The organism is Simplicispira sp. GW247-4R2A (assembly GCF_059424465.1).
Map to the genome: position 1 here is coordinate 15,922 of NZ_JBWKZM010000011.1, position 22,219 is coordinate 38,140.

Sequence of the window (22,219 nt, forward strand, 5' to 3'; positions counted from 1 at the left end):
CCACGCGGCCACTATCTTGGAGCCCCCATGAGCGACACCCAGAAACGCATCGACGATCTCGTCAAATCCAGCAACGTGCTTTTGTTCATGAAGGGCACGGCCAGCTTCCCGATGTGCGGTTTTTCCGGCCGCGCCATCCAGATCCTGAAGGCCTGCGACATAGACCCCAAGGACATCACCACGGTCAACGTGCTCGACGACGACGAAATCCGCCAGGGCATCAAGGACTACAGCCAGTGGCCCACGATTCCGCAGCTGTACGTCAAAGGCGAATTCATTGGCGGCTCGGACATCATGATGGAGATGTACGAATCGGGCGAACTCAAGCAGACGCTGGCCCGCTGAGCGACCGCACACCCCGAGCAAGCCGCCTGCGGGCCAATGCCAGTCAGTTAAGCCCTGACTGGCATTTTCTTTGTTGGGAACTTGCTGCGAGAGCGCTTGACCTCGCGGGGGAAGCTTCGCCCTGAACGACGAGGGGGGAGCACAAAGTAACGGGCTTGCTCAAGCAGCAGCTGCAGGTGTTGGGGCAGTGCTCCAGTGCGTGCCAAATGCACGGTGTTCAGTGCGCCAATGATGGCATGCTTGGCTGTGTGCAAGCTGATGCGTACAGGCTCGACCTTCACATGCTGGGCCATCAGGCGCATCCAGCGCCTGAGCAAAGTATGCGCAATCAATACGCCCCAGACCTCCTGTTTGACCAACTCCGGCTGCTTGCTGCGCAGCACGCCTGCGCCCTGTTGCAGCGACTGCTTGATCTCACGAAAGCCAAGCTCAATCTCCCAGCGCTGGCAATACATCTGTGCCAGTTGCGATGCGCCAAAGCGTTCGGGGTCAAGCATTGAGGTGATGAAGCGTCTGGTCTTGCCTTGCACCTCGGTCTGGATCAGGCGCGCTTGCCAGTGGCTTGGCAGTTCGGGGCAAAGTTTCCTGGCACTTTGCGAGATGGGCATGCGAATCAACCAGTCGCCCGCGCCCAGACATTGCACAACCTCATGGCGCAAGTTGTCTCTGGCCCGCATGAGCCAGTGGCGTTGCTCGCCTGCGCCCTGCCAGTTGAGCAGGAACGACGCCGAGAAATACGCGCGGTCAAACAAGGTGATGGAGTGATCCAGGCCGCGCAATCGGGCGGCCAGTGTCAATTCTCCTTGGGTGTAGTCACCCAGTTGCGCATCCAGAAGTTCGTGGCTATCTGTGTCCAGCAGGCATACGGCCCGAACCATGGGCCAGGGCTGGGGGCCGTACTGTGTCTTGCCGCTTCCCAGCACCTGGCGGTTGTCTGCACTGTCGGGCGCAGACCAGACCACCCCATCGACGGCCAGCACACGCAAGCGATCTTCATGCACGGGATGCGATCTTGCCCAGGCCTGCGTGAGCAGTGCAAACAAGTGCTCCAAGGGTTGCGAGCCCAGCCGCTGGCGAGCCTGCACGCTGCTGCTGGGAGCCGGTAACTCTTGCCCCTCAAGGGTTAAGGCCATCTCCTGCACCACCTGCCACATGGGCATGTGACGAAACAAGGCCAGACCAATGACCAGCCAGATGGCGTGATCTGCGGGCAGCTTGCGACGACGTATAGATGCTTTGCCGCTGGCATGCAGCGCTTGCTCGATCCACTGTGGATCAATCAGCGTGCCCAACTCGGTCATGGCGTTAGCGGGCAACGCCGCCAAGGTCTCATCCAGGGATTTTTGCAGTACGGAAGTCAAACGAAAAAGGGAGCATGACGAACATGCTCCCTTTTTACCTGCCCGGGGCAAGCTGCCGTCTTAACTGACTGGCATTGGCCTGCGGGCGGCTTTTTTGTGCCCGCAGCGCAATGCGGCCGGGACACCCGCTTGCCGCCTAAACTCGGATACCCGCCTAAGGCGCTCGTGCTCCATGCTGCAAGACCTTTTTTTCATCGCCCTCTTGATCGCTGCCAGCGCATTCTTCTCGGCGGCAGAGATTTCTCTGGCCGCCTCAAGGCGCCTGCGGCTGCGCCAATTGGCCGACGACGGCGACGCACGCGCCGAACGCGTCCTGCGCCTGCAAGAGCAACCGGGCGACTACTTCACCGTGGTGCAGATCGGGCAAAACGCGGTGGCGATCCTGGGCGGTATCGTGGGCGAGAGCGCCCTGAGCCCGGGATTTGGCGCCCTTTTGGCTCGCTGGCTGCCCGAGGCAACGGCGCAGAACCTGGGGTTTGCCGCCTCTTTCCTGCTGGTGACCTCGCTCTTCATCCTGTTTGCCGACCTGGTCCCCAAGCGTCTGGGCATGGCGGACCCCGAGCCGATGGCCGTGCGCCTTATGCGGCCGATGTCGCTGTGCATGGCCCTCCTCAAGCCGCTGGTGTGGCTCTACAGCCGCAGCGCTGACGGGCTGTTTCGCCTGATGGGCCTGTCTTCGCTGCGCGACGACCGCATCACCTCGGACGACGTGCTCGCCATGATGGAGGCCGGCGCGCGCGCCGGTGTGCTGGCGGCGCGCGAGCAGCAGGTCATCACCAATGTGTTCGAGCTCGATACACGCACCGTCTCCAGCGCCATGTCGCAGCGCGAGCGCGTGGCGTTTTTCCGCCGCGATGACGCGGATGCCGTGATCCGCCTGCGCATCGCCGCCGAGCCGTTTTCCACCTACCCGGTCTGCGAAGGCGACATCGACCACGTGGTGGGCTACGTGGACGCCAAAGACCTGTTCCAGCGGGTGCTCAACAACCAGCCGATTTCGCTTGCCGACGACAGCCTGGTGCGCAAGGTGCTGATCGTGCCGGACCGGCTGACGCTCTCGGAGGTGCTCGAACAGTTCCAGCAGGCGCACGAGGATTTCGCCGTCATCGTCAACGAATACAGCCTGGTGGTGGGCGTGGTCACGCTCAACGACGTGATGAGCACGGTGATGGGCGACCTGGTATCGCCGTTTGACGAAGAGCAGATCGTGCGGCGCGACCAGGATTCCTGGCTCATCGACGGCATCACGCCCATCGAAGACGTGTGCCATGCGCTCAGCCTGGACGAACTGCCGCACGATTCCGAATACGAGACCCTGGCCGGGTTTCTGATGGTGATGCTGCGCCGCGTGCCGCGCCGCACCGACAGCGTGCTGTGGGGCGGCTACAAGTTTGAGGTGCTGGACGTGGACAGCTACCGCATCGACCAGGTCATGGTCTCGCGCGTGCCCTCCGGCAGCGCACCAGGTGCGGTCGCCGCCGATTAGCCCGCGAGGCGACCGTCGAACTGCCAGTTGCGCTGGGCAGAGAACACGGCGTTGGGATACGGCGAGCGCCCGCGGCTGCCGTTGTAGCGCCCTAGCGTCATGTACAGATCGCCTTGTTCTCGGTCCAGGTAGTGGCGCAGGATGACGCAGCCAAAGCGCAGGTTGGTCTGCATCTGGAACAGCTTGGACGGGTCGCCGTCGCCAATCAAGCGCGTCCAGAACGGCATGACCTGCATGTAGCCGCGCGCCCCGACGCTGGAGACAGCGTACTTGCGAAATGCGCTCTCGACCTGAATCAGGCCCAGCACCAGCGCCACATCCAGGCCGGCGCGGCGGCTTTCGTACCAGGCGGTCTGCAGAAAATCGCGCCGCACTTCCCAATCGAGCTTGCGCCGACGCAGGCGATCGCTCATGGTGGCGAGCCAGCGCACATACAAGATACGCTCCTGCGTGCTGCCAAAGAGCGGCTCGGGCGGCGCCTCGTTGGCAACTGCGGCACTCAGCGCGCTGCGCACCGAATCCATCAAGGGCTCTTCTACCTGGCCACCAGCATGCGCCACACCGGGCGCAGCCCAGCCCAGCGGCACCAGCGCAGGCAGCGCCGCCGCCAGGCAGTTGCGGCGTGTGACTCCCGTAGTCATTTGCTCAATTGGCCCTTCAGGTGGGCCAGGATGTCTGTGAGGGCAATTTTGGTCGCGCCAGTATCGCGCCGGTGCTGGTATTCGACAAGGCCCTCCTTGAGGCCCCGGTCACCAATTGTCACGCGGTGCGGCACGCCAATCAGCTCCCAATCGGCAAACATGGCGCCGGGGCGCTCGCCACGGTCATCGAGGATGACGTCAACGCCCGCCGCAAGCAGTTGGGCGTACAACTGCTCCGCCGCCACTTTGACTTCAGGAAACCGGTCGGGCGTGATCGCACACAGCACCACGGTGAATGGCGCAATCGCGTCGGGCCAGATGATGCCGCGCTCGTCGTGGTTCTGCTCAATGGCCGCCGCCGGCAGGCGGGTGATGCCGATGCCGTAGCAGCCCATTTCGAAAAACGCAGGCTTGCCGTCTTCGCCCAGGAAGGTGGCGTTCATGGCGCGGCTGTACTTCGTCCCCAGATAGAACACATGGCCGACCTCGATGCCACGCTCGATGGCCAATGGCCCAGCGCCGTCGGGCGAAGCATCGCCCGCCACGACGTTGCGAATATCGGCCACCAGTTCGGGCTCGGGCAGGTCGCGCCCCCAGTTGACGCCGGTCCAGTGAAAATCGGGCGTATTGGCGCCACACACCCAGTCTGCCATCACCGCCACTTCGCGGTCCACCACCACGCGCACGGGCTGCAGCAGCCCGATAGGTCCCAGGTAGCCCGGCTCACAGCCGAAATGCGCCTTGATCTCGGCCAGCGTGGCAAAGCGGAAGCCCGCGTCGAGACCCGGCAGCTTGCCCACCTTGATCTCATTCATGTCGTGGTCACCGCGCAGCAACAGCAGCCAGACCTGGCTGCGGACGATTTCGCCGGCCTGGTTCGTCTCGTCGGTCGCCAGCACCAGCGATTTCACGGTGTTCTGCAGCGGTAGGTTCAGCAGCGCAGCCACATCGGCGCAGGTGGCTTTGCCCGGCGTTGGTGTTTTGGCCATGGAATGGGCGGGTGCGGGGCGCGGCCCCGCTGGCGCCAGTGCCTCGGCCTTTTCCATGTTGGCGGCGTACTCGCTGCCGGGGCAATAGACGATGGCGTCCTCGCCGGTAGCGGCAATCACCTGGAACTCTTCGCTCAAATCGCCGCCAATAGCGCCGCTGTCGGCCGCCACCGCGCGGTAGCGCAGCCCGAAACGATCGAAGATGCGCCGATAGGCCTGGGCCATGACTTGGTAGCTCGCCTTGGCCGCATCCACATCGCGGTCAAAGCTGTAGGCGTCTTTCATGGTGAACTCGCGCCCACGCATCAGGCCAAAGCGCGGACGGCGCTCGTCACGGAATTTGGTCTGAATCTGGTAGAAGTTGCGCGGCAGCTGCTTGTAGCTGCGCAGTTCCTGGCGGGCGATGTCGGTCACCACCTCTTCGCTGGTGGGCTGCACCACATAGTCGCGGCCGTGCCGATCCTGAATGCGCAGCAACTCGGGGCCCATGGTCTCAAAGCGCTTGGTCTCCTGCCACAGCTCGGCAGGTTGGACCACCGGCATGCTCAGCTCGACGGCACCCGCGCGGTTCATTTCTTCGCGCACGATGGCTTCGACCTTCTGCACCACACGCAAGCCCATAGGCATATAGGTGTATATGCCGGCGCCCAATTTCTTGATCAGGCCGGCGCGCGTCATGAGCTGATGGCTGGCGACTTCGGCGTCGGCAGGCGCTTCCTTGAGCGTGGAAATAAAGAACTGAGAAGCTTTCATCGGAACATTACAGACTGCACGCGCTCCGGCCGCCGCAGCAGGCAAGTGCCGTGCATAATGGATGCAGTTTTAAGATTTTGGGGTTCGATTATGCTTGACCGGGACGGCTTTCGGCCGAACGTCGGCATCATCCTGCTCAACCAGAGAAACCAGGTGTTCTGGGGCAAGCGCATACGCACCCACAGCTGGCAGTTTCCGCAAGGCGGCATAGACCGCGGCGAATCGCCCGAGCAGGCGATGTTCCGGGAACTCCACGAAGAAGTAGGCTTGTACCCCAACCACGTCCGCGTGGTGGCCCGAACCCGGGATTGGTTGCGCTATGAGGTGCCTGACCGGTACATCCGCCGCGATGCGCGGGGACATTACAAGGGACAAAAGCAGATCTGGTACCTGCTTCAGTTGGTCGGTCACGACTGGGATTTGAACCTGCGTGCCACCAACCACCCGGAATTCGACGCCTGGCGCTGGAACGAGTACTGGGTGCCGCTGGACGTGGTCGTCGAATTTAAGCGTGGCGTTTACGAGACGGCATTGACCGAGCTCGCCCGCTTTTTGCCGCGCCAAGAGCAGCGCAACCGCTACCTGCGCAGCGGCATGCGCGCGCGCGACGCCGAATCGGGAGGCTATAGCAGTCTCCACCGCAGCGGCGCCATGCTGGTGCATCCTGGGGTAGAACTGCCTCCGGGAGCGAGCTTCGATCCGAATCCGCAAAAGGACTGCGCCGAAAACCCGATGGCGCCCTCTGAAAACACCGGCCTCTTGCCGCGCCACGGGAACTGACGGGGCGACCGCGCCCTTGCGTGGTTTAGCGCCCTGTGAGCACCAGATTGTCGCGGTGCAGCATCTCGGGTTCGGCTGCATAGCCCAGCAACGCCTCAAAGGCGCTGGAGGGTTTGCGGCACAGGCGCCGCGCCTCGTTGCTGGCGTAGTTGGCCAGGCCGCGCGCAATCTCGACGCCTTCTGGGTCGTGCACCGCGATGATGTCACCGCGTTCGAACTCCCCTTCGACATGCGTCATACCGATGGGCAGCAGGCTCTTGCCCTCGCCACACAGTTTGGCCGCCGCCCCGGCATCCACCCGCACGGCGCCGCGCAGTTGCAGGTGGTCCGCCATCCACTGCTTGCGTGCCTGCTTCTTGGCGGTCTGGGACACCAGCAAGGTGCCGATGGGTTCACCTGCCGCGAGCCGCAGCAGCACATCGGGCTCGCGACCCCAGGCAATCACGGTGGAAGCCCCCGAGCCGGCGGCGCGCTTGGCGGCCAGTATCTTGGTGAGCATGCCGCCTCGCCCGATACTGGAGCCGGCGCCTCCCGCCATGGCTTCGAGCGCCACATCGCCAGCGCGACCCTGGTGCACAAACGCCGCCGCGGGGTCCCGGCGCGGGTCGGCGGTGTACAGCCCCTTTTGGTCCGTGAGAATCACCAGCGCATCGGCCTCCACCAGATTCGCCACCAGGGCGCCCAGCGTGTCGTTGTCGCCAAACTTGATCTCGTCGTTGACGACAGTGTCGTTTTCGTTGATGACCGGTACCACGCCGAGGTGCAGCAGGGTGACCAGTGTTGAGCGCGCATTGAGATAGCGTTCGCGGTTGGCCAAGTCGGCGTGGGTCAGCAGCACCTGTGCGCTGCCAATGCCGTTTTCACGCAACTTGGTTTCGTACATTTGCGCAAGCCCCATCTGCCCTACGGCGGCAGCGGCCTGAAGTTCATGGACCTGGCGCGGGCGGGCACTCCAGCCCAGGCGCTTCATCCCCTCTGCGACAGCGCCGCTGGAGACCATAATGACTTCGCGCTTGCCCCCCACCTGACCACTGACCAGCGCCGCGAGTTGCCGCGCCCACTCACCAATGGCCTGTGCGTCCAGCCCACGGCCCTCGTTGGTGACCAGGCTGGAGCCCACTTTGACGACGATGCGGTGCGCGGTCCGCAGCACCTCCGAGTTTTCAAGGGTCATTTCTGCCTCTAGCGCCCTATATATAAGCGCTTAAAGCTATATTTATAATAGCAAATTTCGTACTTAGGCGGGCGATGCGTCTGAAAACCGGGGGTCGTGCTCGGGGGCGGGTGCCTGTTCGGCCACTTGCACGGCCTTGACGTGCGCGTAAATCGCGTGGATCAGCGGCTCGCAGCCTTCGCGCGTCAGGGCTGATATTTGGAATACCGGCCCCTTCCACTTGAAACGCTTGACGAAATCCGCCACGCGCGCGGCCCGCTCATCGAGCGGAACCATATCGAGTTTGTTGAGCACCAGCCAGCGCGGCTTCTTGAACAAGGCGCTGTCGTACTTCTTGAGCTCGCCCACGATGGCCTTGGCCTGCGCCACAGGGTCCACCGCGTCGTCAAACGGGGCCAGATCCACCACATGCAGCAACAGCCGCGTGCGCTGCAAGTGGCGCAAGAATTGGTGCCCAAGCCCCGCACCTTCCGATGCCCCTTCGATCAGGCCAGGGATGTCGGCCACGACAAAACTTTGTTCCGGCGCCACACGCACCACGCCCAGGTTGGGATGCAGCGTGGTGAACGGGTAATCGGCAATTTTGGGCCGCGCATTCGATACCGCCGCAATGAAGGTGGACTTGCCCGCATTGGGCATGCCAAGCAGACCCACATCGGCAAGCACCTTCAATTCCAGCTTGAGGTTTCTTTTCTCGCCCGGCCAGCCAGGCGTTTTCTGGCGTGGCGCCCGGTTGATCGCGCTCTTGAAGCGCATATTGCCAAACCCGCCGTCGCCCCCCTTGGCAATGGTGATGACTTCGCCAGGTGTCAGCAGCTCGAACAACACCTCACCGGTTTCAGCATCGCTGAGGATGGTGCCCACGGGCATCTTGAGCGTGATGTCGCTCCCGGCTGCGCCAAACATGTCGGAACCCATGCCATGTTCGCCGCGCTTGGCCTCGTAGCGGCGCGCATAGCGAAAATCCACCAAGGTATTGAGGTTCGGGTCCGCCACGGCAAACACATGGCCGCCGCGTCCACCGTCGCCGCCGTTGGGGCCGCCGAACTCCTTGTACTTCTCGTGCCGGAAGGACACGCAGCCATTGCCGCCGTCGCCTGCGGCAATGTCAATGTAGGCTTCGTCGACGAATTTCATGGGGAGTCCAGTGTACAAAAGCGGCCGCAATCATAGGGCTTGCGGCAAAAAACAAAGCCCCGACTAAGCGGGGCTTGGACTGCAAAGAAAGCGCGCGCGCTTCAGGCTGCAGCAGTCACGTTGACCGTATGCTTGGACAACGCACCCTTGACGGCAAACGACACATGGCCGTCCACCAGGGCAAACAAGGTGTGGTCCTTGCCCACGCCGACATTGGCGCCGGGGTGGAACTTGGTGCCGCGCTGGCGCACGATGATCGCGCCTGCGCTGATCAATTCGCCGCCAAAAGCCTTCACACCGAGCATCTTGGGCTTGGAATCGCGCCCGTTTCGCGTAGAGCCGCCGCCTTTTTTCTGTGCCATGACATCTCTTCCTGGTTAGCCGGCCGGATTACCCAGCAATTGCGCCGATTTGCAGTTCAGTGAACTGCTGGCGGTGGCCCTGGCGCTTCTGATAGTGCTTGCGACGGCGCATCTTGAAGATGTGCACTTTGTCGTGCTTACCGTGTGCCAGCACAGTGGCTGTCACAGTGGCGCCGGACACCAGGGGCGTGCCCACCTTGAGTTCAGCGCCGTTTCCGACGGCCAGAACCTGGTCGATCACGATTTCCTGGCCTACGTCCGCAGCAATCTGTTCTACTTTAATTTTTTCGCCGGAAGCAACGCGATACTGCTTGCCACCGGTTTTTATGACCGCGTACATGTTGACCTCTTGAGTCTGATAGCGAAGGCAGCGAGCCGCCTCCCACGAACTTTCCGCAGAAGGATTTCCGCAGAACCCATAAGTGTACCACGCCACTGCTGCTCGTTGAAACCCAGTCGCACACCCGTCTTCCCTCCCCCAGGTACAGGCAAACTCGGCAACCCGAGCGTCTTCGCCGCCTGTCCTACCCTATAGACGTTCCTATAATTCCCCCCGTGTCTTCGATCCACATCCCGAATGCTCCAGCCCCTGCCCCACTGGCAGCGCAACGCCCCTCTCCACTGGCCTTGGTGGCGGACGAATTGCGAAACGTCGATGCCGTTATCGCACAGCGACTGGAGTCTGGGGTTCCCCTGATAGGCCAGGTCTCGCGGTACATCATTGCGGCCGGTGGCAAAAGGCTGCGCCCCGCCCTGTTGCTGCTCATGTGCGGTGCGCTGGGCGTCGAAAATCGCGCGCGGTTCACGCTGGCAGCCGTGGTGGAGTTCATTCACACCGCCACCTTGTTGCACGACGATGTGGTGGATGAGTCCACATTGCGTCGCGGGAACGCCACAGCAAATGAAACCTTTGGTAACCCGGCAAGCGTGCTGGTGGGCGATTTTCTCTATTCCCGCGCCTTCCAGATGATGGTGGATGTGGGCGAGATGCGCGTCATGCAAATCCTGTCGGATGCCACCAACGTGATTGCCGAGGGCGAGGTTTTGCAACTGATGAACATGCACGACGCCTCGCTGGACGAGGCAAGCTACCTGCATGTCATTCGCTCCAAGACAGCCAAGCTGTTCGAAGCAAGCGCGCGCCTGGCCGCCGTGTTGGCGAAATCCGAGCCAGGAATTGAAGAGGCATGCGCAATTTACGGGCAAGCACTCGGCACGGCCTTCCAGATTATTGACGATGTACTGGACTACGACGGCAATGCCTCGGAGATGGGCAAGAACCTGGGAGACGATCTGCGCGAAGGCAAGGCCACGCTCCCCCTCATTGCCGCAATGCAGCGCGCCAGCACAGCCGACAGCAGACTCATTCGCAGTGCCATCGAAACCGGCAATACCGATCAACTTGATGCCGTGGTGCGCATCGTCCGCGAAACGGGCGCACTAGACGTTGCGCGAGCCCTGGCGGCAGCGGAAGCAGAACGCGCAATGACGGCAATTGCCACCTTTGCGCGCAATGAGCACCAGGCCAGTTTGCTACAATTGGCGGCTCAGTTGCTCGGGCGCAGAATGTAAATAAGTGCCCGCTCACAACACACTTCGGGGTGTAGCTTAGCCTGGTAGAGCGCTACGTTCGGGACGTAGAGGCCGGAGGTTCGAATCCTCTCACCCCGACCACAATCTGGACCTGTAAAACGCCTTGGCACTTTTTGTGCCAAGGCGTTTTTGCTTCTTAAATGGCTCCCGTTCAAATCAGCTGCAACGACTTCAATTTACAGCGCAACACTCATCGGCGATGATAGGATGATTGTCGAATTCTTACGAGGACCTCTGCCTCTATGGCTGCTGTTGACATCGCTCAGAAAGATGCTTCTTCGATAGCCTTGCCCGGGCTGGGAAGGGCCTTGATTTCTGCAGGCAAGCTGACCCAAAAAACGGCTGAAGATATTGTGCGAAAAGCACAAGCTTCGCGTAACAGCTTTATCGCGGAAGTCACAGGCGCAGGAATCGTTTCGGCAAGCGACCTAGCACACACGGTGTCGTCTATTTTTGGCGCCCCCCTCCTGGATCTCAACGCCATTGATCCGTTGCGCCTGCCCCGCGACTTGCTCGATGCCAAGATATGTCAAGCGTATCGGGTGCTGGTGCTGAGCAAGCGCAGCAATCGCTTGATTGTTGCCACCGCAGACCCCACTGATCAGGAAGCGGCAGAGAAGATCAAATTCACCACCCAGATGGGGGTGGACTGGGTCATTGCAGAATACGACAAACTTGTTCGCCTGATTGATGCCAATACCAAGACCGCCAGTGAAGCATTAGATGCTTACGCAGGTGCGGGCGAATTCGAATTTGAAGAGGCCTCATCGGAAGCTGAAGCCGATCCGGGCGATGCAGCGAACGACGTCGAGGATGCGCCCATCGTCAAATTTCTGCACAAAATGCTGCTTGACGCGTTCAATATGCGCGCCTCAGATTTGCACTTTGAGCCCTATGAGCACCATTACCGGGTGCGTTTTCGGGTAGATGGGGAACTGAGGGAAATTGCCTCCCCCCCAATTGCCATCAAGGAGAAACTTGCCTCGCGCATTAAAGTCATTTCACGGCTCGATATTTCGGAGAAGCGCGTGCCGCAAGACGGGCGCATGAAACTCAAGGTCGGCCCGGATCGCGTCATCGATTTTCGCGTGAGCACGCTGCCAACACTGTTTGGAGAAAAGATTGTTATCCGTATTTTGGACCCGAGCAGCGCCAAAATGGGAATTGAAGCCTTGGGTTATGAGCCAGAGGAAAAAGAACGTCTTCTCAAAGCCATTGAGCGGCCTTACGGAATGATTCTCGTCACCGGTCCCACAGGCTCCGGGAAAACGGTGTCGCTCTACACCTGCTTGAACCTCCTGAACAAGCCTGGTGTGAATATTGCAACAGCTGAAGATCCATCTGAAATTAATTTGCCGGGAGTGAACCAGGTCAACGTTAACGAAAGGGCTGGATTAACGTTTGCTGTTGCACTCAAGGCTTTCCTCCGCCAAGATCCAGACATTATTATGGTCGGTGAAATTCGCGATCTGGAGACTGCGGATATTTCGATCAAGGCCGCGCAAACCGGTCACTTGGTGCTTTCGACCCTGCACACCAACGATGCGCCGACGACACTGACACGCATGCGCAACATGGGTATCGCGCCGTTCAATATTGCGTCTAGCGTGATTCTCATTACGGCGCAACGTTTAGCAAGACGGCTTTGCCCACTGTGCAAAGAGCCGGCAGATATCCCGCACGAGGCGCTGATTGACGCGGGCTATGCCGAGGAAACTATTGATGGCTCCTGGGTCCCTTACAAACCCGTTGGGTGCTCAGCCTGTAACAACGGCTACAAGGGCCGGCTTGGTATTTACCAAGTCATGCCGGTGAGCGAAGAGATTCAGCGCATTATTCTGCGGGATGGCAGCGCATTGGAAATTGCCGCACAAGCCAAAGCTGAGGGGGTGCGCTCCCTACGCGAATCCGGGCTCCACAAAGCCAAGTTGGGCCTGACTTCCCTCGAAGAAGTGCTGGCAGTCACCAACCTCTAATACCACGCAAACACTAGGGACCGCAATGGCGACTGCAGCATCTGCCCAAGGGGCCAAGGACTACGTCTACGAATGGGAAGGCAAGGATCGCAACGGCAAAATCGTCCGTGGCGAGATTCGAGCCTTGGGCGAAAACCAGGTTCAGGCGACCTTGCGACGTCAAGGCGTTCTCCCCGTCAAAATCAAGAAGCGCAAGATGCGCTCGGGGAAAAAGATCAAGCCCAAAGATATCGCGCTGTTCACCCGCCAAATGGCGACGATGATGAAGGCTGGCGTCCCTCTGCTGCAAGCCTTTGACATTGTGGGCCGTGGCAACGCCAATGTCAGCGTGGGAAAATTGCTCAACGATATTCGCAGCGATGTAGAAACCGGGACCTCGCTCAATGGTGCATTTCGCAAATACCCGATGTATTTTGATAGTCTCTACTGCAACTTGGTGGAGGCTGGCGAGGCCGCAGGTATTCTCGAAGCACTGCTCGATCGCCTTGCCATGTATATGGAAAAAACCGAGGCCATCAAATCGAAAATCCGATCGGCCTTGATGTACCCTATTTCTGTGGTGATCGTCGCTTTCGTGGTGGTGACGGTGATAATGATTTTTGTAATCCCGTCTTTCAAACAGGTTTTCACATCCTTTGGTGCAGATTTACCCGCCCCAACTTTGTTTGTAATGGGAATTAGTGAGATTTTTGTAAAATGGTGGTGGCTGATCTTTGGCGTACTGGGAGGCGGTTTTTATTTTTTCATGCAGGCTTGGCGGCGCAGTGAAAAGATGCAGATCTTCATGGATCGCGCCCTGCTGAAGATCCCGATCTTTGGTGTTCTGATTGACAAATCTGCGGTAGCACGCTGGACACGCACGCTCTCGACCATGTTTGCTGCAGGCGTTCCTCTGGTGGAAGCCTTGGACTCCGTCGGAGGCGCTGCGGGGAATGCGGTGTATGCGTTGGCAACCAACAAAATCCAGCAGGAGGTCTCCACCGGCACCAGCCTGACCGCTGCCATGACGAACGCCAATGTTTTTCCCTCCATGGTGCTGCAGATGTGTGCCATTGGTGAGGAATCGGGTTCCATCGACCACATGCTTGGCAAGGCGGCCGACTTCTATGAGGCAGAGGTCGACGACATGGTGGCCGGCCTCTCCAGCCTGATGGAGCCCATCATCATCGTGGTGCTGGGTTCCCTCATCGGTGGCATCGTGGTGTCGATGTACCTGCCCATCTTCAAACTGGGCCAGGTCATTTGATGCCGCCTGAGGTCTGGTGGGGCGCCAGCATTGCAGGCGTTCTGGGCTTGTTGATTGGCAGCTTTCTCAATGTGGTGATCTACCGATTGCCCCGTATGCTGGAGCGCCAATGGGAGCAGGAGGTGGCCGAATATGCCACCCGCGCCGTGCCGGAGAGAGCCGCTGCACAAGCGCCGTCTGAGCCCTTCAATCTGATGCTGCCACGCTCGCACTGCCAAGCGTGCGCCCACCAGTTGCGTTGGTACGAGAACATTCCGGTGCTCAGCTATGTGGCACTGCGTGGAAAGTGCTCGTCGTGCGGCGCCTCCATCAGCATGCGCTACCCTTTGGTGGAGTTGCTGGTCGGCAGCTTATTTTTCTATTGCGGGGAGCGCTTTGGCCTCAGCGCCAGCGGTATGGCATGGGCGTTTTTCTGCGCCATGTTGGTGACCATGGCATTTATTGACTGGGACACTACCCTGCTTCCCGACGCCCTGACACTGCCGCTTCTGTGGGCGGGGCTGCTCGCATCGGCAGCTGGCTGGATTGAGGTTTCACTGCAGCATTCCGTGGTGGGCGCCGCCGCCGGTTATCTCTCGCTGTGGCTGGTCTACTGGGCCTTCAAGCTGGCAACGGGCAAGGAAGGGATGGGCTATGGGGACTTCAAGCTCTTTGCCGCTCTGGGCGCCTGGTTTGGCTGGCCGGCGCTGGTGCCTTTGATTTTGATGGCGTCGGTGGTGGGTGCCTGCGTGGGCATCGCCATGAAGTTTGCCAGCCGTCTGCGCGCGGGCGGCTACGTGCCGTTCGGGCCATTCCTGGTGGGCGCAGGACTTGCTGCATTGTTTTTGGGCCCAGACACCGTACAACGGGCGATTTTGGGCGCCTTGAGCCCGTGAATCAGCGCCGGGCATCTGCACCGCGCATTGGTCTGACGGGGGGCATTGGCAGCGGTAAAAGTACGGTGGCGGCATTGCTCGCCAGCGCTGGTGCAGCAATTCTGGACGCCGATGCCCTTTCCCGGGAAAGCACTGCCAGCGGCGGCGCAGCGATTCCCCTCATTGCCGAAGCTTTCGGCCCCGAATTTCTGGATGGCGATGGCGCCTTAGACCGCGCCCGCATGCGCAGCCTGGTGTTTGCCGACCCATCGGCACGCGCGCGCCTGGAGGCCATCGTGCATCCCCTCGTGCTGCGCGGCATTGCCGAGCGTACCGACACCGCGCTGCAGGCAGGTGCTCGCCTATTGGTACTCGACATTCCCCTGCTGGTCGAATCAGGGCGCTGGGCCCCGGCACTGGACGCGGTACTGGTGGTGGACTGCCGTACCGAGACCCAGATAGAGCGCGTCATGCGGCGCAGTGGCATGCCGCGCGCGCAAGTGCAAAGTATTTTGAACGCGCAAGCCAGCCGCGCCCAGAGGCGCGCCGTGGCCGATGCAGTGCTTTTCAACGATGGCATCTCCTTGGCAGCGCTTGACGACGCGGTCCGCACGTTCGCACGGGGGTTCGGGCTATGATTCCCAATGCGTTCTCCCTCCAACGCAACCTTTAGAAAACCGGCCGCGTGATCCTGTACGAATACCCCTTTAACGAGCGCATCCGCACGTATCTGCGGCTTGAGCATCTGTTTCGCCGCCTGGGCGTACTGATTGCCCGCGAGCATCCGCTGGACCACCATTTCGCCCTGACGACGATCTTCGAAGTCATGGATGTCGCGGCCCGGGCCGACTTGAAGTCCGACGTCATGAAGGACCTTGAAAGGCAAAAGCACCAGCTCGACGGCTACCGGGGCAACCCTTCGATCTCTCTGGATGCACTCGACAGCGTGGTGCGCCAGCTCGACGGCTGCTTTTCCGCGCTCAATGCGCAATCCGGCAAGGCGGGCCAGTCGCTCACCGAAAACGAGTGGCTCATGGCCATCCGAAGCCGCGTCGGCATTCCCGGCGGCACCTGCGGTTTTGACCTGCCCGCGTACGCCGCCTGGCAGCACCGCCCTGCCGCAGAGCGCCAGCAGGCGCTGGCCGAGTGGGCGCACACGCTGGCCCCGCTGGCCGAGGCGGTGTTTTTGCTGCTCAAGCTGCTGCGCGACTCCGGCGTGCCGCAAAAGATGGTCGCCGAACGCGGGCAGCTGCAGCAAACGCTGCCGCAAGGGCGCACTTTTCAGCTCCTGCGGCTGCGCATTGACCCAGCGCTGGAAGTGGTGCCCGAAATCAGCGGCAATCGGCTGATGGTGTCGGTGCGTTTGATGCACGAACAACCCGGCGAGCACGCCACGGCCAGTACACAGGACGTCAGCTTTGAGCTGACACTGTGCGCCTGAGCACCGGAAAGACGCAGCATGGCGCAGCCTCCTGACCTTAAAGCCCGCCAGGTCGTCTGCCCGGCCTGCGGCGGCCCAAGCCTCTACAGCAGCGCCAACCCTTGGCGGCCGTTCTGCTGTGAGCGCTGCAAGCAGCAGGATCTGGGGGCTTGGGCGAACGAGGAATTTCGCATGCCGACGGAGGCGCCACCCGACGATGCGCCGTACGGCGACCCCCGCACAAAAAATGAGTGAAATAGGGCTCTAGCGCAATACCATCAAGCGCTGACAGCTATTTATTTCGTAGTATTTCGGGGTCAAACGCCAAGCCGCGCTCCTGCGCCAGCCATTCAAGCACCGGCAAGGCGCCCGGCAGCACGGGCCGCACCGTGACAGGCCAGTGCTGCCAGCACATCTGCTGGGCCTCGCGCATCTCGAACGCGCCGCTCCACTCGGTCACGCGGCACCAATGCAGGCGCACCAGGGCGTGCGGGTAATCGTGCTCCGTTACCTTCCAGACCTGTGCCGGGCCAATGGTGATGCCGATTTCTTCCTGCAGCTCGCGCCGCAGCGCCTGCTCCACGCTCTCGCCCGCTTCGAGCTTGCCGCCAGGAAACTCCCAATAGCCGGCGTAGACTTTGCCCTCCGGGCGGCTGGTGAGCAGCAGCGCACCGTCGCCCCGGATGAGGATGCCGACTGCCACCTCAGTGTGCTGACGCTGCATCTCAATGCACCATAGCGCCAAGCGCAACGCGCAGCCCAGATCTCTGCCGCAGACCAAGCCAGCAGCCACCGCGCAAGGGCCGCCCCGCGGCGCTGGTGGCGTCCTCCTTCCCGCATCGCGCAGCGATGCGAGAGAAGGGGGAAGGCGCCGAAGGCGACTCAGGGGGTTGCATTGCGTCTTCCTGCATAGTCACGGGCAAATTGATACGCCACACGCCCACTGCGCGAGCCGCGCTCCAGCGCCCAGACCAGCGCCTCAGGCCGAGCCGCTTCAATCGCCGTGGTCGCTACACCGAACGAGGCCAGCCACTGCGCGGCAATTGCCAGGTACTCGTCCTGGCTGAACGGGTAAAAGCTGACCCACAAGCCAAAGCGCTCGGAGAGCGAAATTTTCTCTTCCACGCCTTCGCCCGGATGCACTTCGCCGTCGTCGGTGTGCGTGTAGGTGAGGTTCTCGCGCATGTACTCGGGCAACAAGTGGCGGCGGTTGCTGGTGGCGTAAATCAGCACATTGGGCGTGGCAGCGGCCACCGAGCCGTCGAGGATGGATTTGAGCGCCTTGTAGCCCGGCTCACCGTCCTCGAAGCTCAGGTCGTCGCAGAAGACGATGAACTTCTCGGGCCGATCCGCGACCACTTCGATGATGTCCGGCAGATCGGTCAGATCGGCCTTGTCCACCTCGATCAGGCGCAGGCCGGCGCTGGCATAGGTGTTCAGGCAGGCCTTGATGAGCGAGCTCTTGCCGGTTCCACGCGCGCCCGTGAGCAGCACATTGTTGGCCGGCTGGCCATGGACGAACTGCTCGGTGTTGCGCCGGATCTTTTCCTTCTGGCCATCAATTTCCTTGAGGTGGCCGAGTTCCATGGCAGCCACGTGGCGCACCGGTTCCAGCCGGCCATGGCCGCCGGCGCGCCTGCGGTAGCGCCAGGCGACGGCCTGCGACCAATCGGGCGCGGACAAAGCTTGCGGCAGGGCCAACTCGATGCGCGCCATGAGTTGTTCTGCGCGGGCAATCAACTGGTCAAAATTATGGGTCATTTTGGCCTCTAGCGCTTATGGGTAAAGCGCTTACAGCTATTGAATCAAGAGCGATAGTCGGCGTTGATGCTGACGTAGTCGTGGCTCAAATCGCAGGTCCAAACCTGGTCCTGCGCGTCGCCTCTGCCGAGCGCCACGCGCACCGTGATTTCGGCCTGCTGCATGACGCGCTGGCCGTCTTCCTCGCGGTAGTCGGGGTTGCGCCCCCCTTGGCGCGCAACCAACACATCGTCGAGGTACAGGTCGATGCGCGTCTGGTCGAGGTCTTCAATGCCCGCGTAGCCGACGGCCGCCAGAATGCGCCCCAGGTTCGGGTCGCTGGCGAAAAAGGCCGTCTTCACCAACGGTGAATGGGCGATGGCATACGCCACCTTGCGGCACTCTTCTGCGCTGGCACCGCCCTCGACGCGCACGGTGATGAACTTGGTCGCCCCTTCGCCGTCGCGCACGATAGCCTGCGCCAAAAGCCGCGCCACATCGCCCAGCGCAGCGGCCAGTGCCCGGCCTTCGGCGCTGTCGAGCGAGGTGATTTCAGCGTTCCCGGCGCGCTGCGTGGCGATCAGCGTGAACGAGTCGTTGGTGGAGGTATCGCCGTCAATGGTGATACGGTTGAAGGATTGCTCGGCCAACTGGCGCACCAGCCGCGGCAGCAGCGCCGGCGCCACGCAGGCATCGGTGGCCAGAAAGCCCAGCATGGTCGCCATGTTGGGGCGAATCATGCCGGCGCCCTTGGAGATACCAGTGACGGACACCTTGGCGCCGCCGATCTGCACCTGGGCGCTGAAGGCCTTGGGCACAGTATCGGTCGTCATGATGGCCTGCGCCGCCGTGCCCCAGTGGTCGGCAGCGGCGTTGGCAATGGCATTGGGCAGGCCCGCCTCAATGCGCTCGACGGGCAGCGGCTCCATGATCACGCCGGTGGAATACGGCAGCACCTGCTGCGCGGCGATGCCCAGCGCCTGCGCCGCAGCCGTGCAGGTGCGGCGGGCACGCGCCAGGCCATCGGCGCCGGTGCCCGCGTTGGCGTTGCCGGTGTTGATCACCAGCGCGCGGATGGCGCTGCCGCTCGCCAGATGCTCGCGCGCCACCTGCACGGGAGCCGCGCAGAAGCGGTTCTGCGTGAACACGCTGGCCACGGCGGCACCTTCATCGAGCAGAAAGACGGTGACGTCTTTGCGCCCCGGTTTTTTGATACCCGCTTCAGCGGTGCCGATACGAATCCCTGCAATGGGGCGAAGGTCAGATGCAAGGGGGGCAGAGAGATTCACAGGCATGGTTGTCCTTAAAAACCTTAAAAAATGCACTTGAAAATGCAAACTTAGGCCAAGTGGTCAATGAGACGGCCCACCCCCGTACCCGTGGACACCGCGCAAGGGCCGCCCCAGAGCGCCGGTGCCGTCCCCCTTGCGCAGCGCAGCTGCAAGAGAAGGGGGAAGCCGCGCAAGCGGCTCAGGGGGTTGTCACGCCAGCTTCCCGTGGCACTGCTTGTATTTCTTGCCACTGCCACAGGGGCAGGGGTCGTTGCGGCCGATACGCCCGCCAGCAGCGACCTTCTCCTGGACGCGCAGCGTGCGCTCGTCGACGACGGTTTCGGCATCGCCGCTCTCGTTGGGAGCGCTGTAGGTGACGTTGGCGATGCTCTCGGCGCGCTGCTCCATGTCTTCGGCGGCCTGATCGAGCTGCGTTGGCGACTGGATCTGCACCGTCATCAGCACCTTGGTGACCTCGTTCTTCACCATGTCGATGAGCTGGCGGAACAACTCGAATGCTTCGCGCTTGTATTCCTGCTTGGGCTGCTTCTGCGCATAGCCGCGCAAATGGATACCCTGGCGCAAATAATCGAGCGCACTCAAATGGTCGCGCCAGTTGGTATCGAAGGTTTGCAGCAGCACGACCCGTTCGAACTGGGTGAAGTTTGCTTCGCCTACCAGGGCCACCTTGGCGTCAAAGGCGTCGCGCGCGGCCTGGAGCACGCGCTCGAGCACGTCTTCGTCGGTGATCGAGTGGGAACTTTCGACTTCCTTTTGCAGTTCCAGGGGCAGTTGCCAATCATCAGCCAGCACCTTTTCCAGCGCCGGCAGGTTCCATTGCTCCTCCACCGATTCCGCTGGCACATAGAAACGCACCAGGTCAGACAGGCAGTCGTCGCGCATGGCGCCAATGACATCGGCAAGCTCGGAGGCATCGAGAATTTCGTTGCGCTGCTGGTAAATGACCTTGCGCTGGTCGTTGGCGACGTCGTCGTATTCAAGCAGTTGCTTGCGCACGTCGAAGTTGCGCGCTTCCACCTTGCGCTGGGCCGATTCGATGCTGCGTGTGACGATCCCCGCTTCAATCGCCTCGCCATCAGGCATCTTGAGACGGTCCATGATGGCCTTGACCCGGTCACCGGCAAAAATGCGCATCAGCGAATCGTCCAGGCTCAGGTAGAAGCGCGAAGAACCGGGGTCGCCCTGGCGGCCCGAGCGACCGCGCAACTGGTTGTCGATGCGGCGCGACTCGTGGCGCTCGGTGGCGATGATGCGCAGGCCGCCAAGTTCCTTGACCTGCTCATGGTCGCGCTGCCAGTCGCTGCGCAATTGGGCAATGCGGGCCTGCTTGGCAGCCTCGTCCAGCGACTCGTCGGCCTCGACAGTGGCGATGTCTTTCTCGACGTTGCCACCGAGCACGATGTCGGTGCCGCGGCCCGCCATGTTGGTGGCGATGGTGATCACGCCCAGCCGCCCCGCCTGGGCCACGATATCGGCCTCGCGTGCGTGCTGCTTGGCGTTGAGCACCTGATGCGGCAGACCCACCTTGGTGAGCATCTCGTCGATGATCTCGGAGTTTTCGATCGACGTCGTCCCCACCAGCACAGGCTGACCACGCTCGTGGCATTCGCGGATATCGGCAATGGCGGCCTCGTACTTCTCGCGTGTGGTCTTGTAAACGCGGTCGAGCTGGTCTTCACGGCGGCTCGGGCGGTTGGGCGGGACGACCATGGTTTCCAGGCCATAGATCTCCTGGAACTCGTAGGCCTCGGTATCGGCGGTTCCGGTCATACCGCCCAGATTGCTGTAGAGGCGGAAGTAGTTCTGGAACGTGATCGATGCGAGCGTCTGGTTTTCGGCCTGAATTTCCACGCCTTCCTTGGCCTCCACGGCCTGGTGCAGGCCGTCGCTCCAACGGCGCCCGGCCATCAGGCGGCCGGTGAATTCGTCGACGATGACCACCTCGCCGCCCTGCACCACATAGTGCTGGTCGCGGTTGTACAGGTGGTTGGCGCGCAGCGCCGCGTACAAATGGTGCATCAGGCTGATGTTGGCAGGGTCGTACAGCGACGCACCCTCGGGGATCAGCCCCTGATGCGCCAGCACGCGCTCGGCCGTTTCGTGGCCTTGCTCGGTCAGGAACACCTGGTGGGTTTTCTCATCCACCGTGAAGTCGCCCGGCTTGATGACGCCCTTGCCAGTGCGCGGGTCCTCTTCGCCCTCCTGGCGCACCAGCAGCGGCACCACTTTGTTCATCGCAACATACATCGCGGTGTGGTCTTCGGCCTGGCCGCTGATGATCAGCGGCGTGCGCGCCTCGTCGATCAGGATGGAATCGACCTCGTCGATGAGGGCGTAGTTGAGCCCGCGCTGCACACGATCGCCCGCCTCGTACACCATGTTGTCGCGCAGGTAGTCGAAGCCGTACTCGTTGTTCGTGCCGTAGGTAATGTCCGAACCGTAGGCCGTCTGCTTTTCCTCGCGCGGCATGTTGGGCAGGTTGATACCCACACTCAGGCCCAGGAAGTTGTATAGCCGCCCCATCCACTGCGCGTCGCGGCTGGCCAGGTAGTCGTTCACCGTGACCACGTGCACCCCTTTGCCCGACAAGGCATTGAGGTACACCGGCAGCGTGGCGGTCAGCGTCTTGCCCTCACCAGTGCGCATTTCGGCAATCTTGCCAAAGTGCAATGCCATGCCGCCGATCAGCTGCACGTCGAAATGGCGCATTTTCATCACCCGCTTGGAGCCCTCGCGCACCACGGCGAAGGCTTCCGGCAAAAGTGCGTCCAGATGCTCGCCGCCTGCCACGCGCTGCTTGAATTCCTCTGTCTTGGCACGCAAAGCCTCGTCGCTCAGCGCCTCGTAGGCGGGCTCCAGTTCGTTGATGCGCGCAACCGTCTTGCGGTACTGCTTGAGCAGGCGATCGTTGCGGCTGCCGAAAATTTTGGTGAGAAAGTTGGTGGCCATTCAGACATGGACCTCTCGCGACGGGTGAGCGCGCGAAAAATCCGCAATCCCTGTGAAGAAGTGGGTCAAATGAGGCCGAAAGCGGGAACTGCAAGCAAACCTTGCGCCCCAGGCACTCGGA

21 protein-coding genes and 1 tRNA gene are annotated in these 22,219 nt (G+C 61.6%); 11 read left to right on the forward strand and 11 right to left on the reverse strand.

All coding sequences use genetic code 11. The features are described from left to right. Window positions 1–27: 27 nt before the first annotated feature. On the forward strand, window positions 28–345 hold the full coding sequence (grxD, locus tag AC07ZH_RS09205) for a Grx4 family monothiol glutaredoxin (RefSeq protein WP_119109110.1): 318 nt from the start codon (window positions 28–30) through the stop codon (window positions 343–345). Between the two features lie 47 nt (window positions 346–392). Here the strand turns inward: grxD and AC07ZH_RS09210 are convergent, their stop codons facing one another. Further along, window positions 393–1,706 (reverse strand): IS4 family transposase, encoded by a 1,314-nt coding sequence (locus AC07ZH_RS09210; RefSeq protein WP_495199478.1) that lies wholly within the window; start codon window positions 1,704–1,706, stop codon window positions 393–395. A 172-nt stretch (window positions 1,707–1,878) separates the two neighbouring features. On the opposite strand from AC07ZH_RS09210, the gene paeA reads away from it, so the two are divergent. Continuing rightward, window positions 1,879–3,192: a polyamine export protein PaeA gene (gene paeA / locus AC07ZH_RS09215; protein ID WP_119109111.1), complete on the forward strand. Its 1,314-nt coding sequence runs from the start codon at window positions 1,879–1,881 to the stop codon at window positions 3,190–3,192. Here the strand turns inward: paeA and AC07ZH_RS09220 are convergent. Next, window positions 3,189–3,833: a lytic transglycosylase domain-containing protein gene (locus AC07ZH_RS09220; protein ID WP_495199479.1), complete on the reverse strand. Its 645-nt coding sequence runs from the start codon at window positions 3,831–3,833 to the stop codon at window positions 3,189–3,191. The two genes, paeA and AC07ZH_RS09220, sit on opposite strands and share 4 nt — an antisense overlap. Further along, on the reverse strand, window positions 3,830–5,575 hold the full coding sequence (locus AC07ZH_RS09225) for a proline--tRNA ligase (RefSeq protein ID WP_495199480.1): 1,746 nt from the start codon (window positions 5,573–5,575) through the stop codon (window positions 3,830–3,832). The genes AC07ZH_RS09220 and AC07ZH_RS09225 overlap by 4 nt, the downstream gene beginning before the upstream one ends. A gap of 90 nt (window positions 5,576–5,665) precedes the next feature. On the opposite strand from AC07ZH_RS09225, the gene AC07ZH_RS09230 reads away from it, so the two are divergent. Next, a complete protein-coding gene (locus AC07ZH_RS09230) occupies window positions 5,666–6,355 on the forward strand; it encodes an RNA pyrophosphohydrolase (RefSeq protein ID WP_495199481.1) in 690 nt (229 codons plus the stop codon). A 25-nt stretch (window positions 6,356–6,380) separates the two neighbouring features. Here the strand turns inward: AC07ZH_RS09230 and proB are convergent, their stop codons facing one another. The 4 genes from proB to rplU form a co-directional block, all read right to left on the reverse strand. Continuing rightward, window positions 6,381–7,529 carry a glutamate 5-kinase gene (proB, locus tag AC07ZH_RS09235; protein ID WP_495199482.1) on the reverse strand — a complete coding sequence of 383 codons (1,149 nt, stop codon included), beginning with the start codon at window positions 7,527–7,529 and terminating at the stop codon, window positions 6,381–6,383. Between the two features lie 63 nt (window positions 7,530–7,592). Next, window positions 7,593–8,666: an Obg family GTPase CgtA gene (gene cgtA, locus AC07ZH_RS09240; RefSeq protein ID WP_495199483.1), complete on the reverse strand. Its 1,074-nt coding sequence runs from the start codon at window positions 8,664–8,666 to the stop codon at window positions 7,593–7,595. Between the two features lie 101 nt (window positions 8,667–8,767). Further along, window positions 8,768–9,028 carry a 50S ribosomal protein L27 gene (gene rpmA / locus AC07ZH_RS09245; protein ID WP_119109117.1) on the reverse strand — a complete coding sequence of 87 codons (261 nt, stop codon included), beginning with the start codon at window positions 9,026–9,028 and terminating at the stop codon, window positions 8,768–8,770. A gap of 28 nt (window positions 9,029–9,056) precedes the next feature. Next, window positions 9,057–9,368: a 50S ribosomal protein L21 gene (gene rplU / locus AC07ZH_RS09250; protein ID WP_106445542.1), complete on the reverse strand. Its 312-nt coding sequence runs from the start codon at window positions 9,366–9,368 to the stop codon at window positions 9,057–9,059. Between the two features lie 302 nt (window positions 9,369–9,670). Here rplU and AC07ZH_RS09255 point away from each other — a divergent pair, with 302 nt between their 5' ends. The 8 genes from AC07ZH_RS09255 to AC07ZH_RS09290 all read left to right on the forward strand — a co-directional run bounded on the left by AC07ZH_RS09255 (window position 9,671) and on the right by AC07ZH_RS09290 (window position 16,372). Next, a complete protein-coding gene (locus AC07ZH_RS09255) occupies window positions 9,671–10,600 on the forward strand; it encodes a polyprenyl synthetase family protein (RefSeq protein WP_119109482.1) in 930 nt (309 codons plus the stop codon). A gap of 25 nt (window positions 10,601–10,625) precedes the next feature. Further along, window positions 10,626–10,702: transfer RNA gene (locus AC07ZH_RS09260), tRNA-Pro, on the forward strand. A 161-nt stretch (window positions 10,703–10,863) separates the two neighbouring features. Beyond that, the gene (gene pilB / locus AC07ZH_RS09265; protein ID WP_495199484.1) at window positions 10,864–12,597 is read left to right on the forward strand and encodes a type IV-A pilus assembly ATPase PilB; all 1,734 of its coding nucleotides are present in this window, start codon (window positions 10,864–10,866) and stop codon (window positions 12,595–12,597) included. A 25-nt stretch (window positions 12,598–12,622) separates the two neighbouring features. Further along, window positions 12,623–13,843 carry a type II secretion system F family protein gene (locus AC07ZH_RS09270; protein ID WP_119109119.1) on the forward strand — a complete coding sequence of 407 codons (1,221 nt, stop codon included), beginning with the start codon at window positions 12,623–12,625 and terminating at the stop codon, window positions 13,841–13,843. Next, window positions 13,843–14,718: a prepilin peptidase gene (locus tag AC07ZH_RS09275; protein WP_495199485.1), complete on the forward strand. Its 876-nt coding sequence runs from the start codon at window positions 13,843–13,845 to the stop codon at window positions 14,716–14,718. The genes AC07ZH_RS09270 and AC07ZH_RS09275 overlap by 1 nt, the downstream gene beginning before the upstream one ends. Next, on the forward strand, window positions 14,715–15,335 hold the full coding sequence (coaE, locus tag AC07ZH_RS09280; protein ID WP_495199486.1) for a dephospho-CoA kinase: 621 nt from the start codon (window positions 14,715–14,717) through the stop codon (window positions 15,333–15,335). Before AC07ZH_RS09275 ends, coaE begins: the two co-directional genes overlap by 4 nt. Before the next feature lie 47 nt (window positions 15,336–15,382). After that, window positions 15,383–16,138: a cell division protein ZapD gene (gene zapD / locus AC07ZH_RS09285; RefSeq protein WP_495199487.1), complete on the forward strand. Its 756-nt coding sequence runs from the start codon at window positions 15,383–15,385 to the stop codon at window positions 16,136–16,138. Between the two features lie 18 nt (window positions 16,139–16,156). After that, on the forward strand, window positions 16,157–16,372 hold the full coding sequence (locus AC07ZH_RS09290) for a DNA gyrase inhibitor YacG (RefSeq protein ID WP_119109123.1): 216 nt from the start codon (window positions 16,157–16,159) through the stop codon (window positions 16,370–16,372). A gap of 37 nt (window positions 16,373–16,409) precedes the next feature. Here the strand turns inward: AC07ZH_RS09290 and AC07ZH_RS09295 are convergent, their stop codons facing one another. The 4 genes from AC07ZH_RS09295 to secA all read right to left on the reverse strand — a co-directional run bounded on the left by AC07ZH_RS09295 (window position 16,410) and on the right by secA (window position 22,098). Then, the gene (locus tag AC07ZH_RS09295) at window positions 16,410–16,841 is read right to left on the reverse strand and encodes an NUDIX domain-containing protein (protein ID WP_495199488.1); all 432 of its coding nucleotides are present in this window, start codon (window positions 16,839–16,841) and stop codon (window positions 16,410–16,412) included. 158 nt (window positions 16,842–16,999) lie between these two features. After that, window positions 17,000–17,878, reverse strand: coding sequence for an ATP-binding protein (locus AC07ZH_RS09300; protein WP_495199489.1), 879 nt, complete (start codon window positions 17,876–17,878; stop codon window positions 17,000–17,002). A gap of 44 nt (window positions 17,879–17,922) precedes the next feature. Next, window positions 17,923–19,152, reverse strand: coding sequence for a bifunctional glutamate N-acetyltransferase/amino-acid acetyltransferase ArgJ (gene argJ, locus AC07ZH_RS09305; protein ID WP_495199490.1), 1,230 nt, complete (start codon window positions 19,150–19,152; stop codon window positions 17,923–17,925). A gap of 186 nt (window positions 19,153–19,338) precedes the next feature. Next, window positions 19,339–22,098 carry a preprotein translocase subunit SecA gene (gene secA, locus AC07ZH_RS09310; RefSeq protein WP_495199491.1) on the reverse strand — a complete coding sequence of 920 codons (2,760 nt, stop codon included), beginning with the start codon at window positions 22,096–22,098 and terminating at the stop codon, window positions 19,339–19,341. Between the last annotated feature and the right edge of the window lie 121 nt (window positions 22,099–22,219).